Consider the following 13,887-nt stretch of genomic DNA (forward strand, 5'->3'; position numbering starts at 1 on the left):
CCACCTCGACGTCGATGGACAGGGCGGCGCCGTGCTTGACCACGGCGTTGTTGTAGCCGGCATCCACCCATGCCTTGGTCACGGTGGGCCACCGGACGGCGAGGGCGTCCAGGACCTGTTTGCCGCCCGCGGACCTGGACGCCCGCGGCGGTGACGATCAGGACCAGGATCAGACCGAGGGTGTCGGTGGCGATGTGGCGCTTGCGGCCCTTGACCCGTTTCCCACCGTCGTAGCCCTGGCTGTCGGCCGGGGCGTTCGGCGAGGCCTTCACCGACTGGGCGTCGATGATCGCCGCGCTCGGCAGGATCCGCCGGCCCTTCTTCGCCCGCAGCTGGTCACGGAGCGTGTCGTGGATCTGCTCGGCGGTGCCGTCCCGCTCCCACTCCTTGAAGTAGCCGTAGACGGTGGTGTGGGGCGGGAAGTCGTGCGGCAGGTAGCGCCAGGCGATGCCGGTCCGCGCGACGTAGAGGATCGCGTTGACCACTTCACGCAGTTCGGTGGTCGGCTCGCGCCCCTCGGCGCGAGCCGACCGCCAGCGCAGCAGCATCGGCTCGATGAGCCGCCACTGATCGTCCTTCAGGTCCGAGGGGTACCGGCGTCGTTGCGTCACGATTGATCAATACCGCTGACGCGGGCCCGGCCGCTACGAGATCCTGGAACCGAGTCCGTGCCGCGCCAATGGAAGCCGGACAGTTGGGGGAATTCCCCTATCGAACGCCCTCTCAGAGGTGGGACGGAGGATGAACGGTATGACGACGACGGCTGCGGACTACGCGTGGTTCGAGAACGACTTTCCGGACATCGCCGACGCGTACTGCTTCACTTTGGCTCACGACCTGTCGCCGACTGAGCTGATGTCCCGGCTCGACGGCCGGCCGAAGGCACCTCTGCACGGCATGGCCGCGGTCGTCGACGCCACCTTCGACCAGTACGAACTGGAGAAGGGCGACCACCAGCTGGTCGCCATGACCACGGTCGGCGACTGGACACTGCTGATCGAACCCAACGGCTACCTCGGTGTCACCGAGGACCGAGCCCTCCCGGCCTCCGCCGGGGCCTGCTGGGTCTCCCGCTTCGTCAACGTCAACGGCCTCGGCACGTTCCTCTGGGCAGAGAACCAGGTCCTGCGACTCTGCTTCGACCCCATGTACCCGGGCGAACGCTGGGGCACCACACCCGACGAACTCCTGGAAGCCATGCAGCAGACCGGCTTCCACCTCGAGGAGGAAGTTCCCGAAACGGACCTGTCCTCACCCGCAGCATTCGCACTCGCGGAGCACCTCACCGGGATCGCCATCACCCCGACGCTACTCCAGGACACCTTGTTCACCTGCGCTACTGTCCGGACCCGGTGACATCCCTCGGCCGGAGGGCCGCCAGGCAGTCGACACAGCCGTCCTGGACGAAGCCGGCCCAGACGTGAGCGTTGCCCACGGAGACGTCCTCCCCACGGGCGCGGGGGTCAGCCGTCCTGGTGCGGGACCGGGTAATGGGAGATCCCGTCCTCCTCGCGCAGGCGGGGGTCAGCCGCTGCCGCGGACCGACGACGGCGACAGCGAGGAGTTGGGGTGCCGGTAAGAACGCTGTCACCAGCCGCAAACGGCGACAATCAGTCCGCTGACCTGGAGGGTCGGGGCAGTTCTGCCGCGTTGGTCGACTCAGCGAGCGCGAGACGGCCGCCTTTCAGTTCGGGCAGGTAGTTGTAGATGGTGTTGCGGGAGACGCCGAGGAGCTTCGCGATCGAGGTGACGGTGTTCTCCGGGCGGGCGAGCAGGTCGTGGGCGTGACGTACCTGTTCGTCGGTCAAGGCCGGTGGGCGGCCAAGGCGGGCACCTCGGGCGCGCGCGGCGTCCAGGCCCTCGTTGGTGGCCTGGACGATGAGTTCGCGGATGAACTCCGCCAAAGCCGCGAAGACATGGAAGACCAGGCGCCCGCCGGGCGTGGTCGTTGTCGAGCGCTTCGTGTAGCGAGGTAAAACCGATGCCGCGCTTGCGCAGGCCGGACACGATCGCGATGAGGTCCTGGATGGAGCGGCCGAGCCGGTCCAGTGACGGGACGACGAGGGTGTCGCCCTCGCGGAGGTAGTCGAAGGCCTTCCACAGCTCCTCGCGTTCGGCGTTCTTGCCGGACTTCTTGTCGGCGAAAATCCGGATGCACCCGGCTTCGGCGAGTGCGTGGATCTGCCGGTCGAGCAGCTGTCCCTTGGTGGACACACATGCGTATCCCGCAAGGCCGCCGGTCCGTACGGCTGGAACGGGGGCGAGGAGATCGGCGGTGTCGTCGTTCTGGGGTGGCTGAACTCGCCAGATCGTACAGAAAAGGGTGTGCTCAAGTTCTTGAGCACGTCGACTTTCTGACACCGTTTTATGAGCATGACCCGGAGTCGATTCCGTCGTGCGCTGCCGTTTGCTGATCTTGCTCATCAATCGGTCGATTGATGAGCAAGAACCGGTTCAGCCTCCGAGTCGGTGCGTGAGGTGGAGCAGGTCTGGCAGGTGCAGCACTCTTCCGTCGAATCCTGGGAGGGGGACATGGAGCGGCTGGGTCCAGTGGGCGGGGATTGCATCCAGCCCGTAGTACGCCCCCGCGAGGCCTCCGGTCACTGCGGCGACGGTGTCCGTGTCGCCGCCGAGGTCGATCGCCGCGCGTATCGCGTCTTCGAAGCTGGTGGTGGTGCGCAGGGCCCAGACGGCGGAGCCCAGGCAGGGCCAGACGGCACCGTTGAACTCGGTGGCCTGATCGGGGTGCCAGTCGGGCGCGAGGACTGTGGCGTAGCGGCCGCGGTGGTCGGGGTGGACCAAAGCCAGTACGTCCGGGAGCGCGGTGAGGGGGTCAGTGTCCTCGAACGTGAGGCGGATGAGTTCGTGGAAGATCGCGGTACCTTCCCAGGCCGCGCGGTCCCCGTGGGTGAGGGCAGCGATGCGGCGGGCCGCGTACATGGTGGCTTCTTGGCCGGCGGCCGCGAAGTGGACCGCCGAGGTCGATGCCCGCATCAAGGAGCCGTTTCCGGCTGCTCGCTGGTTGACCTGGAAATGGATCGCGGCGGCGAGGTCCCAGGGCATGCCGTTGGTCAGGACGTCTTCGGTCTGCAGGCCGATGTCCTTCGGCTCTGAAGCTGCCCACCGCTGGAAGCGGGCGAAGATGTCCGGCAGATCCAGTCCGCCCCGTTCCAGCAGGGACTCCGCGACCAGGACGGCCATCTGCGTGTCGTCAGTGGCCTCGCCGGGGTCCCAGCCACCGCCTCCGCTCATCTCGCCACCGGCACCAGGCGCGGGAAACCGCGCGGAGAACGCTCCCGGGGGACCGAACTCGAAAGGGCCGCCCAAGGCGTCACCCACCGCTGAGCCGACGACCGCGCCGGCGGCCCGCTGTATCCGCTTCATTCGCGCAGGTTATCTGTGCCGTCTCGTCAGTCGCGCGGCGCTGTTCCGTCTTCGGCTCCCCGAGCCATCGGCGGCGACCGCGTCTCGTCCTACGGAGGTGACTGCGGTGATGAAAGAGCCCACCCGCGCCCCGACGAAGAGGGCCCAAAAGCCCCCCCACTGCCCGCCCGCGCCCCGGCGGGGCACGCGACAGTCGAGGGCCACATCAACCGTGAACAACCACCCCGGCCGAGTCGCCACCCCCGGCCGCAGGTACGGAGGCGGCGTGGGCGACAACGTGGAGACACCCTCCGCCGCGGGGGCCAGGGCCGGGACGGGCAGCACGGACACAGTGCTGGTAGTGGTACGTGGACCGAGCGGCGCCGGCAAGTCGAGCACCGCCGCCCGCATCCGCTCCGCCTACGGCCGCGGCCTGGCCATCGTCGGACAGGACCTGCTGCGCCGTGAGGTACTGCGCGAGCGGGACGTCGCCGGCGGCGCGAACATCGACCTGATCGGCCTGGTCGCCCGGCACGCCCTCGACAGCGGCTTCCACACCGTCGTCGAGGGCAGTCTCGACGCCGGCCGGTACGGCGCGATGCTCACCGGCCTGGTGGCCGGCCACCGCGGGCGCAGCTTCCTCTACTACCTCGACGTCGGCTTCGCTGAGACGGTGCGGCGCCACGCGACCCGGCCGCTGTCCGCCGAGGTGAGCGCCGAGCAGATGGCCAGCTGGTACCGGCCGCTGGACCTCCTGCCCGGCGGACACGAACACGTCATCGGCGAGGACAGCACCCTCGACGACACCGTCGGGCGGATCCTGACCGACACCGCGCTCACCCCGCCCGGCTGGACACCACGCCCCTGAACCGGACGGCGCGCGCTGCGCGGTGGCGTTCACGCTGCTGGCGGTCGTGTTCGCCGGGGTCGGCGGGCGGGGCGGCTTCGAGCGCGGCTTGGCGGGCGAGGGCCTGCTCGCGCATCTGGCGGCGTAGTTCCTGGTAGGCGGTGTGGTCGGCGAGCGGGGGCCGGGCCGGCGGCGTCGGTGCGGGGCGGGGGGCCAGCTGGTCGTCGACGTCGGGGTCCGGCTGCGGTGCGGGGGCGGGGCCGACGCGGATGTCGATGGCCCGGACGGTGCCGGGCCGCAGCTGGTGGAGGGTGGTGAGGATGTGTCGGGTCTGGTAGCGGAGTTGGGCGGCCCAGGCCGGGGAGTCTGCGGTGAGGCGCAGGCGGCGGGTCGTGGGGTCGTAGCCGGCGAGGTGCCAGTGCGCGGCCGCGGCCGGGCCGACGATGGCGGGCCAGTGGTCGCGCAGGCCTCCGCCGGCGGCGCCCAGGGTCCAGCCGTGGGCGGCGACCAGGGCGAGGAAGACGTCGGCGATCGGCTCGGGTTCGCGCGGGCCGCGCCGTGCGGCGGTGGCCGGCCTGGCCGCTCGGGTGGCCCACGGGGCGGGCGTGTTGCCGTGGGTGCGGGCGGCCTGGCGGGCGGCGCGCAGCGCGGTGCGGGCGAGATCGGCACCGGTGGTCGGGGCCGGGGTCGGGATCATCAGGCGTTCACCGCCTCGCGGACCGGGGCGGCGGAGGTCGCGGTCGAGCGGAGCTGGCTGGCGCGCTCGCGCAGCACCCGTACGGTCTCCAGGCGCTCGAGGAGCAGGTACCGGGCGGTGGTGGCGCGGGCCTGCTCGGCAGCCTGGTCGGCGGCCGCCAGCGCGGTGGGGCGGTGGCGGTTGGCGCGGAGGGCGGTGCCGTGGGCGAGGTCGGCTTCGGCGTCGGCCAACGGCGTACGGGCCAGCCGGGCGAGCGCGTCGGCGCGGTAGGCGGCGACGGCGTCCCGGGCGGCCTGCAGGTCGGATCCAAGGACGTCCTCGCGGCCGGCGCCGGCGGGGCGTGCGGCGGCCATCGCCGCGCGCAGCTCGGCCTCGGTCCGGCGGGCGACGGTGTTGACGTCACGGTGATCGGCGAGATCGGCGCAGGCGGCGAGGGCCAGGTCCACGCACTCACCCACCACGGTCCGGACGGAACGCAGGGCCCAGCACGACCCGCACAGCCCACCCGCCCGCTCGGTGCCGCAGTCCTCGCACGGCAGCGCCCGGCGCGCCGCCTCCGCGGCCTCGGCCCGCGCCCGCCGCCCGACCCGGCGAGCCTCGGCCTCGGCGCGGCGCTGCTCGGCCCGCCGGCGGTCGAACACTTGCTGCTCGGCGCGCAGCATCGCGTGCCGGTGCAGGTGGGCGTCGACCGCGGCACGCCGCTGGGCTGGGTCGGGTCCGGCCGGGAGGTGGGCGACGGCTTCGCGGACCAGGGCCTTGCCGGCGGAGCGGCGGTCGGCGAGCTGCTGCTCGCAGTTCACGCAGGCGGTGCGGGTGTCCAGGCGGATCCCGTCGTCGCACGCCGGGTGGTCGCAGCCAGCCGCAGCCCCCCTTCCCCATTACGGCAGCCGAGCTACGGCTCCCGAGGTGAACCACTGCACCAAGACGGCCGCCAGGTGCAGGGCGGCGCGGGCCGACTCCAGCGTCTCGGGGACGGTCGGGCTCTGCTTGCCGTGCCGGGACGTCTGTCCGTCCCAGAGCGTGCTCATCATCATCTCCACCACGCCGATCCCTTGTGACCTGGGCACGGCAGCAGTGAACAGCTGAGGCTTGGAGCGCAGTTCGCCGATCATGGTGCCCAGCGTCGCCCGGGCATGGTTGGGCTGCACCACCGCGTGTGCAGCACACTCCACCGCCTTGATCGCTTCGCTGTAGACCCGTACCGGGTCCGGCTCCAGGCCGTAGGCGGCCTGCCAGGCCATTGACAGGTGGTCGCCGGCCGAGCCTGCCGCCGACAGAGCGTTCGCGTCCGTGATTGTGGTGCGCACCGCTTCCCGGACCGCAGGCGTCACGCGCTCCTCCAGGCCATTGCCCTCATCGTTGACCTGGTAGGCCGAACCCCCACCGTCCAGAACCCGGGCGAGTTCGCCGTCGGGGTCCCCGCCCATGTCCTCCTCCTCGTGCGCCAAAATCGCGTCCACCACGTCCAGGAGGTCCATGCCGTCCATGGCTGTCAGCACGAGCGTGGGGTTGCCACCGGACGGAACGGCGATGCGCAGACGCAGGCACATGTCTTCGGCGTCGTCGTCCTGGCTAGAGCTGAAGTGGCTGCGGACCCAGCGCTGGAGCGGCTGGAGAAGGTGGCGGGGCACCCCTTCGTAAGGCGCCTCGTCGTCCTCCTCGGCCAGGCCCAGCCTCACGGAGAAACGGGAACGCGGAACGGTCGTCATGGCCCGGACCCTACCGCCCAAACCTCTGTGGCAGCCCGGACTTTACATGTCCCGGAACGACCCGGCAGAGCCAGAGGCCGCCCCGGAACAGGCAGCCGAGGTAAGGGGCTGGAGCCGATAGACAGCGAGGAACTCGCCCTGGCCGTTCGCCGAGCCCGCGCTGCCTGCGAGTACCTGCCAGCCCAGTACGAGGTGATGGGCGTGCCCTCAACCCGATTGCCGAGCGCCTAGCCCACGCCCAAACCAAGGCCAGCGGCACGCTGTTGGAACCTGGCCAGGCCCGTGAGATCGTGGTGGCCAGGATCGCTGCCCCCACTTGGTCTTCCAACAGGAAAGCCGCCATGGGCTTCCGGTCGTGCTGATCCCGGGGCGGCCAGCTACGGGGCCTCCGGGGTGTCCAGGGTGTCGTCGATCAGAACCTCGGGCACCGGGTCCGCGGCGGAGCGCGCGTTCTTCACGCTGGCGACTGCGGGGGCCAGGGCGTCGTACATACGGCGGGCGATCTGCTCGTCGTGGTGCTTGTGGTCCAGGGTCTCCCCGGTGCCCCAGCCGGGGTGACCGTTCCAGTCAAGTTCTTTCAGGTAGTCGACCAGCTGGGAGCCAGTCAGTGTGACCCGCACCAGGCCCCGGCCGCCGCGCTCCCCTTCCGCCAGTGGCTTGTCCACCTTGCTGAGGTTCTCCGGCCGGGTCCGGTCCCACATGTCGGCGGTGCAGACGATCGACATCGTGCCGATGCCCGCCGCCTTGGTCAGCGCGGAGTCATGGGACGGCGGGGACTGAGTACCGATGCCGCAGCCAGCCAGAAGTAGAACAGTGAGCAGCGGGGCGGCGGCGCGCAGGGCGCGGCGGGTGGTCTTCACGCGGGTCATGGTCGCGGTGATCGACTTGGCGGGCACGCCGCTTCGTGGTGATTCGCCCGAAGGTGTAGTTCGGGGTGATGGAGCATTGACGCCGCCTGCGGTTCGCGTTCATGGCGCGTCGACGTCGAACCCGCCGCCGTCCACCGTTCGGAACCGGCCATGCACGGCCGATCCGCTGTGTTCACCACCCGCCGACCAGCACCACGGAAGCGGCCCACCAGGGTCCGGCGGCCAAGCCGGGAGAACGGGGAGTCCGACGTGGGATGGCTTTGGGACAGTCCGGAGATCGAGATCGAAGGAGTCGTGTCCGACTACGTGATGTACGACGTCGTCTTCGACAAGTACAACCGGGTCTTCATCGATCCCGGCCACGGCGACATCGAGGTCCACATCGACGGCGCGGTCGTCGACGGAGACCTCTACCCCGCCTACGTTGACGGCAACGGCCGACTCCAGATCGACCTCGACAGCGACTATGACTAGAACCACCGCAGCACTCGATCGGCGCATCGGGTCAACCACGATACCTACCGTTCCTGGCGCGGTATCGGGGGGCACCCTGCGGCGGGTCGAGGCCGGGGCTTCCGGGCTACGGCACGATGGCCAACTGCGTGATCAGTTGTCTCGCTCGTCGGAGGTCTCAGCTGACTCCGTGGCTAGGCCGCCAGCTGTCCACGACGACGTCGGACGGCATTTTGCGGCGGAGTTCCGTTCGGGAACCAGGCACAGCAGCTCCTGCTCGAGGAGGGCGTCCAGCTCAGCCTGAACAACCCCAATGGACAGCTTCCCTCTCAGCGCCTCGACGATCTCAGCTGCGCTTGTTGAGCCGTTGGTCTCGATGAGGCCGAGGGCGGTGAGGTAGAGGCCGACATCCCGGAGGACGAGCCTGCGGCCTTCAGGGTGCGCACCCGGATCACCCAGCATGAGCCGGGCTAGCGCTGGACGCAGGGGTGAGGCGAGCCGGACTTCCCGGCGCCGAAAAGCTGGATGAAAGACCGCGTAGTCTTCCTGGATCCCGAGCGCGACCCACTTCTCCATCGTCATCGGCTCCGGGTCGTACCCGAGGCAAATGCAGTCGAATCCGTGTGTGTCAACCGCAATGCAAAGATAGGGCGGATCATTTGGGAAGTTCGGTCCTGAGTGTTGCAGGACGGGATGGCCGCAGTTGCAGTCGGGGGAGTTGCTGTTGGGGCCCGGTGCTTTTGTGGGCTCTGGCGGTTCGCATGAGCGTTGCGCCGGCACGCTGGACTCGAGGAGGAGGACTGCGCTCTCCAGCGCTTGGTCTGCTACGAGGCCGCTGAAGTCGAACCATTCGCCGTGTTGCCTACGCTCTGAGAAGTGCCGGTGCAGCTTGTTTTCGAGCTGCAAGTCTTTCGTCTCGTGCTGCCAAATAATCGAGAGGGGAAGTGGAGACATTGTGCGAATCTGAAGCAGCCGTCGTGGCAAATTATTTGTGATGCCGATTTTCAAAAGCGGCGAGGCATTATTGCTGCCGATCGCGTAGACGGTCCGCTTTGGTGGTGGAGGTGTCTCCATTTTCTCAGCTATCCATTCTTGTGATTGCTCACTCGGTGACGGCCTGCAGGCGACGATAACGGTGTGCGGGCTGTTCTCGCAGGCGTCTTGGTCAGGCGACACCGCGGACGGGTCCGTCCTGCGGCAGGCGGTGGGCGAGCAGCGGGACGACGTGGCTGCGGGCGACGGCGAGAGCGGCGCGGTGGCTGTTGCGAAGACGGCGGTCGTGAGCGGCCTCGGCGACCTGGTCCTCAACGGACAGTCGGTGCTCGGGTTCGCGCAGCCGGTTGTAGTGCTGGCGCAGGAATGCCTCACGCCGGGCGGCGGCCTCGTCGAGCGCGGCCCGACGGGCGGCCGCGTCCTCGCGCATCCGACGACGAAGTTCCTGGTAGAAGCTGTTGTTGGCGAGCGGGAGCTGGGCCGGCTGCGCGACAGGCTGGCTGTCGTGCCGGGGTCGGTCGTCGGGGTCCTGGTCGTCCTGCACCGCCGGGGCGGGGCCGACGCGGATCTCGATGGCTGCGACGGTGCCGGGCCGCAGCTGGTGGAGGGCGGTGAGGATGCGGCGGGTCTGGTAACGGAGTTGGGCGGCCCAAGCCGGGGAGTCGGCGGTCACGCGCAGGTGGCGGGTGGTGGGGTCGTAGCCGGAGAGGTGCCAGTGGGCGGCGGCGTCCGGCCCGACGATGGTGGGCCAATGGTCGCGCAGGCCTCCGCCGGCGGTGCCCAGCGTCCAGCCGTGGGCGGCGACCAGGGCGAGGAACACCTCTGCGAGGAGCTCCGGCTCGCGTGGGCCACGCCGTGCGGCGGTGGCCGGCCGGGCCGCGCGGGCGGTCCGCGGGGCGGGCGTGTTGCCGTGGGTGCGGGCGGCCTGGCGGGTGGCACGCACCGGCGTACGGGCCAGCCGCGCGAGCGCGTCGGCGCGGTAGGCGGCGACGGCGTCCCGGACGGCCTCAAGGTCGCATCCGAGAATGTCCTCGCGGCCACAGCTCTAGGCTGTCCCGTTTAAGAAGGGTGTCCGGGTAGCGGCGGCTGGGGCAGTGTAGGTCTGCAGCAGGCGCCGGTGTGGTGCTGACGCAGTGCTGCTGCGAGGGGGCCGGGGTCGATCGCAGGGGTGCGCCCGAAGTCCGGATCTCGGCTGGTCGGCAGGGCTGCCAGGGCCTGGCGGACGCCGGCGCACAGGCCGTGGCTGGGCTGAAAGCCGTCGTAGGCGGTCAGGACCTCGGTGCGGACATCCCGGCAGCCGGCGAGTCGGCGCGCCTGGTCCTGCCAGTGCCGTGCCTCCCGCTGGTCGCCGCGACCGGCGGACAGCAGGAAGAGGGCGTAGGCGGCCTGGAAGCACCCGGCCCCGGCCGCCAGCTGCCACCAGGTCCGCGGTCCGTCCGCCAACGTCCGGCGTACCGCCGCGCCGTCCTCGTCGTCCCCCTCCTGGACAGCAAGGTGACACAGCGCGCCGAGCATCAGCGCGCCGTGCGGTTCGATGGCCGGCGTGTCAGCCAGAGCGGCGATCAATTCCGGGGCCCGGGCATCGTTCACCACGAGGTGGCACAGCGCCAGCAGTTCGAACCGGTGGTAGTCCAGACGCGCCACCACCGACCGGCGGGGCCGCGCATCGGCCGGCTTCGCGAGACGCGCAGCGATCCGGGCCGGCGCGTTGTCCAGGCAGCGGGAGGCCCGGCCCCTGCCGTCGGGCTCCGGCAGGCGGACGTCTCCGAGCGGCGCCCAGCTCCGGTCAGCGTCAGCGACGTCCTGGTCGACGTGGGTCTGCGTATCGGCGGCGCTGCTCATGTCGATCACTGTTCTTCCGCTTCCTCGGCAGCTTTCTCGTCCAGGCCCAGTGCGGCGGCGAGCTGGCGGCGGGCGTCCCGCCGCAGGCTGTACACCCCGCTCTGGGTGATGCCCATGAGCTGTGCTGCGGTGACAATCGGGTAGCCGAGCACGTAGGTGAGCACCACGGCGTCGTGCTGCCGGCCGGGGAGGTTGCCGATCGCCGCGAACAGGCCGAGCCGGCTCTCCAGCTCCTGAAGCGTCTCGCGGGCGTTGTTCATGGCGATGGTGAACGCGGCGGTGGTGATGGCCGACGGCTGGGCGAGGAGCTCCAGCGCGTCGTCGACCGTCGCTCGCAGAACGCCCCAGCAGAACTCCTGAAGGTTCTCCTGGCGAAGCACCACGTCCCAGTGGGCGGCGAGGTCCGCGAAGACGTTGTCGACCAGGTCGTCGGCGGCGTCGGCGTCGCCGAGGTGCAGGTTCGCGTACTCCCAGTACGCCTCGCCGTGCATCACCAGCAAGGCGATCAGCCCGGTGGGCAGCGTACTGTCCACCAGGGGTTCGTCGGCCTCGGCGCCGAGCGGCTGCTCCGCATGGGCCTGGTAGGGCTGGGGGCTCGGGACGTCATCGTGCGCATCAGCGCGACCGCCGCCGTCGATGCCGACCATGTGCTGTCCGTCCTCCCGCCCCTGGTTCCGGACCGACGTTCGGCCCGGGCCCGGGGTCTTGTTCAGGATCAGGAAATCGACTGTGCACCCTGTTTCTGCAGGCCGGTCAGGAGATGGGCAGATCTGACGGAACATCGCGCATTCTGACCGGCCGCTTCGCGATCGGTGTGATCGTCCAGTCAGAAGACGTCAACTCTGGTCGCGGCCGACCTGAAGCCGTCCTGCGGCTTCGGCGCTAGCCAGGGGCGTACGGGCTGGCCGTGCGAAGGGGGAAGGACTGCGCAGCCGTCGGCCCGGGGTGGGCCGGCGGCTGGGTCAGAGGCTGGCGTGATGGCGGTGCCGGTGTGGCTTTCGTTCAGGCCGGTCAGGTCGATGGTCTGGGGAGTTGCATCCTCCCCGCGCAGGCGGGGGTCAGCCGGCGTCCTCGCCGCAAGGAAGCCACCCGGCTCTACAACGGTGGCACCTCGCTCTCCACCCTCATGAGGTACTACGGCGTCACTCGCCGCCGCATGAAGACCCTCTTCGAAGCGTGGAAGGTCCCCCTGCGCAGCCGAGAGCAGGCCGCCCGGGCTACCGCACGGGCCCGCCAGGAAGCCCAGGAAGGCCGGGCAGGTAGGGCCCTGCGCGGCATTCGTCACAATACGAAGCAACCCTCGCGAAGCGGGCTACGGTGACCATCCAATGTGGTTCAACACCAGGAGGCTTCGATGCAGGGACCGTCCGACGAGCAGCGGCTGGAACTCGGTGCGCGAGTGGAGGAGGTGACAACCGAGGGTCAGCTTGAAGACCTGTTGGAGGTCATCGAGGCGATGATCACGGAGGACATCGGCCCCGGCGTCGAGCTGGGAGAAGGCGATGTCGAGCAGGCCGACAACGAACTCGCCGCCATGTACGCCTGGGCCTCGGTAGTGTCCTACGTCGTGGTCTTCTTCTACGGACCAACCAGCCCCTTTCACCGGATGGCCGCAGGCTGGGCCAAAAAGGTGGTGGCGCGCATTCAGAAGATCGCCAACAAGATCGCCCAGATCCTCAGGAACGCGGTGTCGGTTGTTGGCGCCACCGGATTCTCGATCTCGGTTGGCGCCCCGTGGCCGACCCTCGCCATCGCGCTGAATTGGTAGCCGAACCCGGTAGAACCACCGGTCGCGCGACAACGGCAGGCCCCGTCGAGCTGTTCCGCTCTTCCATAGGCGCCGACCAGGTGGTCGACCTCGGTGGGCGGTTTCGCCGGGGACCCGCCGCCCCCTGAGCCGCACTGAGCCCGTACCGCGCGGATGCGCCGCTGCCGCCTGCTGTCGTGCGATGACGACCTCGGCCCTTCGACGCTTACTCGGGCCGCGTCTGCCGGCGCTGCGCTTTCCAGGCGTGAGCAGTGGGGCTGTCTCTTGGTATGCGGCCTTCTCTCCAGGCTTGCTCGAATGATTCCTCGAGCGGATCGCCGATAGGGTCGTCGACCGGATCGTGGGCGGGGAAGGGGTCGCTGTACTCGGTCGGGGCGTATTCCAGTCCGTACCCGTAGTCGTCCTCTCGGCGCCATCCGGGTTCTGGCGAGGCAAGCCGCTCCGGGGGCCAGCAGTCGTCACAGGCGATCAGGTCGAGGTCCTGGTGCCGACGTCTGGCTGTTCCTGTCGAGCCGCACTCGTCGCAGCGCTTCTTGCCGTGCATCGCTGTTCCTCCTCCTTCGCGGCGAAGGGCGGTCCGTCTACCAGTCCGCTGTGAACTGGTGAGGTGCGGGTCCGGTTCGATTCTTGGCCACATGGACATCGACTCGTCGGTCGTCTGCTCGGCGGAGAAGGAGCAAGGCGTCGGCGTCGTACTCCAGAGAGGCGGCCAGGCCGAGGCGGTCGACGTTCAGCGCCTCGGTCTTGCTGAATGGGCGCGTGATGTGGGCCATGACGACGACCGCCAGATCGTGGCGGGTCGCTAGGAGCTTCAGCTGGCGGCCGATCTCGTCGGCCTCCTGAACGGCCGGGTCGCGCTCGTCCTCGGCGGGATCGTCCCACGGGTCGTAACTGGTCGGCTCGTACACCGGCGGGTCCGGACGCAGGAGGGCGAAGTGGTCGACGACCACGACGTCCGGGCGCTGCCGAAGAGCGATGCGGGTGTTGACGATCTCGCGGATCCGCTCGGGTGCCAGCTGCGCCGGCCGTTCGATGCGCAGGTTCGGAACGGCGTTGCGGGCGGGAAGGTCAGGGGCGAAGAGCAGGGTCCTGTGTCCGCTGCCGGCGGAATGCAGCGCGATCTCGAGACCTGCTGCCGCTTCCCGGTGCCCGCGGTGGGCACCGATGCCCACCATCCGGCCAGGGCCGAGTTGCAGTACAGCGTCGAGGTGCGGCCACGGGGAGTGGAACCGTCGCTCGTCGAGCAGTTCGAAGGGGCTCCCGGCGAATCCTCGCTGCGTCGGTAGCCCTGCCACTGCCTCGTCGGCGCCCTGACGCTCGCTCACCGCTGCCTCCCTACCCCTCAC

The 13,887-nt window shown here is 69.8% G+C and carries 17 protein-coding genes and 2 pseudogenes; 4 read left to right on the forward strand and 15 right to left on the reverse strand.

What is annotated here, in order from left to right; translation table 11 throughout:
- On the reverse strand, positions 1–611 hold a 611-nt coding region (locus ABT238_RS26505; protein WP_350794005.1), incomplete at its 3' end, for an IS5 family transposase.
- 139 nt (positions 612–750) lie between these two features.
- Between ABT238_RS26505 and ABT238_RS26510 the strand changes: the two genes are divergently transcribed.
- Positions 751–1,356: a DUF6461 domain-containing protein gene (locus tag ABT238_RS26510; RefSeq protein ID WP_350794006.1), complete on the forward strand. Its 606-nt coding sequence runs from the start codon at positions 751–753 to the stop codon at positions 1,354–1,356.
- A gap of 254 nt (positions 1,357–1,610) precedes the next feature.
- On the opposite strand, the gene ABT238_RS26515 is transcribed toward ABT238_RS26510, so the two are convergent.
- The 3 genes and pseudogenes from ABT238_RS26515 to ABT238_RS26525 all read right to left on the reverse strand — a co-directional run bounded on the left by ABT238_RS26515 (position 1,611) and on the right by ABT238_RS26525 (position 3,384).
- Positions 1,611–1,904: a helix-turn-helix domain-containing protein gene (locus tag ABT238_RS26515; protein ID WP_350794007.1), complete on the reverse strand. Its 294-nt coding sequence runs from the start codon at positions 1,902–1,904 to the stop codon at positions 1,611–1,613.
- A gap of 94 nt (positions 1,905–1,998) precedes the next feature.
- A pseudogene (locus ABT238_RS26520) lies at positions 1,999–2,424 on the reverse strand (recombinase family protein); the annotation flags it as partial.
- 30 nt (positions 2,425–2,454) lie between these two features.
- Positions 2,455–3,384: an ADP-ribosylglycohydrolase family protein gene (locus tag ABT238_RS26525; RefSeq protein WP_350794008.1), complete on the reverse strand. Its 930-nt coding sequence runs from the start codon at positions 3,382–3,384 to the stop codon at positions 2,455–2,457.
- Positions 3,385–3,724: 340 nt separating this feature from the next.
- On the opposite strand from ABT238_RS26525, the gene ABT238_RS26530 reads away from it, so the two are divergent.
- A complete protein-coding gene (locus tag ABT238_RS26530; protein WP_350794009.1) occupies positions 3,725–4,231 on the forward strand; it encodes a P-loop NTPase family protein in 507 nt (168 codons plus the stop codon).
- Here the strand turns inward: ABT238_RS26530 and ABT238_RS26535 are convergent.
- The 4 genes from ABT238_RS26535 to ABT238_RS26550 all read right to left on the reverse strand — a co-directional run bounded on the left by ABT238_RS26535 (position 4,200) and on the right by ABT238_RS26550 (position 7,476).
- The gene (locus tag ABT238_RS26535; RefSeq protein ID WP_350794010.1) at positions 4,200–4,907 is read right to left on the reverse strand and encodes a DciA family protein; all 708 of its coding nucleotides are present in this window, start codon (positions 4,905–4,907) and stop codon (positions 4,200–4,202) included. The genes ABT238_RS26530 and ABT238_RS26535 overlap by 32 nt on opposite strands.
- The gene (locus ABT238_RS26540) at positions 4,907–5,707 is read right to left on the reverse strand and encodes a hypothetical protein (protein WP_350794011.1); all 801 of its coding nucleotides are present in this window, start codon (positions 5,705–5,707) and stop codon (positions 4,907–4,909) included. The genes ABT238_RS26535 and ABT238_RS26540 overlap by 1 nt, the downstream gene beginning before the upstream one ends.
- A 78-nt stretch (positions 5,708–5,785) precedes the next feature.
- The gene (locus ABT238_RS26545; RefSeq protein WP_350794012.1) at positions 5,786–6,616 is read right to left on the reverse strand and encodes a hypothetical protein; all 831 of its coding nucleotides are present in this window, start codon (positions 6,614–6,616) and stop codon (positions 5,786–5,788) included.
- A 377-nt stretch (positions 6,617–6,993) separates the two neighbouring features.
- Positions 6,994–7,476 carry a hypothetical protein gene (locus tag ABT238_RS26550; protein WP_350794013.1) on the reverse strand — a complete coding sequence of 161 codons (483 nt, stop codon included), beginning with the start codon at positions 7,474–7,476 and terminating at the stop codon, positions 6,994–6,996.
- Positions 7,477–7,779: 303 nt separating this feature from the next.
- On the opposite strand from ABT238_RS26550, the gene ABT238_RS26555 reads away from it, so the two are divergent.
- Positions 7,780–7,959, forward strand: coding sequence for a hypothetical protein (locus tag ABT238_RS26555; RefSeq protein WP_350794014.1), 180 nt, complete (start codon positions 7,780–7,782; stop codon positions 7,957–7,959).
- A 132-nt stretch (positions 7,960–8,091) separates the two neighbouring features.
- Here ABT238_RS26555 and ABT238_RS26560 read toward each other — a convergent pair whose 3' ends face one another.
- From ABT238_RS26560 to ABT238_RS26580, 5 genes and pseudogenes are all read right to left on the reverse strand, one after another.
- Positions 8,092–8,520, reverse strand: coding sequence for a hypothetical protein (locus ABT238_RS26560; RefSeq protein WP_350794572.1), 429 nt, complete (start codon positions 8,518–8,520; stop codon positions 8,092–8,094).
- Positions 8,521–8,760: 240 nt separating this feature from the next.
- Positions 8,761–9,012 (reverse strand): annotated as a pseudogene (locus ABT238_RS26565) (GIY-YIG nuclease family protein); the annotation flags it as partial.
- A gap of 91 nt (positions 9,013–9,103) precedes the next feature.
- A complete protein-coding gene (locus tag ABT238_RS26570) occupies positions 9,104–9,874 on the reverse strand; it encodes a DciA family protein (RefSeq protein WP_350794015.1) in 771 nt (256 codons plus the stop codon).
- 116 nt (positions 9,875–9,990) lie between these two features.
- A complete protein-coding gene (locus ABT238_RS26575) occupies positions 9,991–10,773 on the reverse strand; it encodes a hypothetical protein (protein WP_350794016.1) in 783 nt (260 codons plus the stop codon).
- Between the two features lie 5 nt (positions 10,774–10,778).
- Positions 10,779–11,420 (reverse strand): sigma-70 family RNA polymerase sigma factor, encoded by a 642-nt coding sequence (locus ABT238_RS26580; protein ID WP_350794017.1) that lies wholly within the window; start codon positions 11,418–11,420, stop codon positions 10,779–10,781.
- Between the two features lie 707 nt (positions 11,421–12,127).
- Between ABT238_RS26580 and ABT238_RS26585 the strand changes: the two genes are divergently transcribed.
- Positions 12,128–12,541: a hypothetical protein gene (locus ABT238_RS26585; RefSeq protein ID WP_350794022.1), complete on the forward strand. Its 414-nt coding sequence runs from the start codon at positions 12,128–12,130 to the stop codon at positions 12,539–12,541.
- A gap of 205 nt (positions 12,542–12,746) precedes the next feature.
- On the opposite strand, the gene ABT238_RS26590 is transcribed toward ABT238_RS26585, so the two are convergent.
- Together ABT238_RS26590 and ABT238_RS26595 are read right to left on the reverse strand one after the other, a co-directional pair.
- Positions 12,747–13,085: a hypothetical protein gene (locus tag ABT238_RS26590; RefSeq protein ID WP_350794032.1), complete on the reverse strand. Its 339-nt coding sequence runs from the start codon at positions 13,083–13,085 to the stop codon at positions 12,747–12,749.
- 37 nt (positions 13,086–13,122) lie between these two features.
- The gene (locus tag ABT238_RS26595) at positions 13,123–13,866 is read right to left on the reverse strand and encodes a DnaB-like helicase C-terminal domain-containing protein (protein WP_350794048.1); all 744 of its coding nucleotides are present in this window, start codon (positions 13,864–13,866) and stop codon (positions 13,123–13,125) included.
- Between the last annotated feature and the right edge of the window lie 21 nt (positions 13,867–13,887).

The sequence above is a fragment of the Kitasatospora sp. NPDC001527 genome (assembly GCF_040298605.1).
Taxonomy (GTDB): domain Bacteria; phylum Actinomycetota; class Actinomycetes; order Streptomycetales; family Streptomycetaceae; genus Kitasatospora.

Coding starts and splice junctions, on each gene's coding strand:
- ABT238_RS26585 (WP_350794022.1), top strand. CDS start 12,128: ATGCAGGGACCGTCCGACGAGCAGCGGCTGGAACTCGGTGCGCGAGTG.
- ABT238_RS26535 (WP_350794010.1), bottom strand. CDS start 4,907: ATGATCCCGACCCCGGCCCCGACCACCGGTGCCGATCTCGCCCGCACC.
- ABT238_RS26525 (WP_350794008.1), bottom strand. CDS start 3,384: ATGAAGCGGATACAGCGGGCCGCCGGCGCGGTCGTCGGCTCAGCGGTG.
- ABT238_RS26510 (WP_350794006.1), top strand. CDS start 751: ATGACGACGACGGCTGCGGACTACGCGTGGTTCGAGAACGACTTTCCG.
- ABT238_RS26580 (WP_350794017.1), bottom strand. CDS start 11,420: ATGGTCGGCATCGACGGCGGCGGTCGCGCTGATGCGCACGATGACGTC.
- ABT238_RS26575 (WP_350794016.1), bottom strand. CDS start 10,773: ATGAGCAGCGCCGCCGATACGCAGACCCACGTCGACCAGGACGTCGCT.
- ABT238_RS26545 (WP_350794012.1), bottom strand. CDS start 6,616: ATGACGACCGTTCCGCGTTCCCGTTTCTCCGTGAGGCTGGGCCTGGCC.
- ABT238_RS26590 (WP_350794032.1), bottom strand. CDS start 13,085: ATGCACGGCAAGAAGCGCTGCGACGAGTGCGGCTCGACAGGAACAGCC.
- ABT238_RS26560 (WP_350794572.1), bottom strand. CDS start 8,520: ATGACGATGGAGAAGTGGGTCGCGCTCGGGATCCAGGAAGACTACGCG.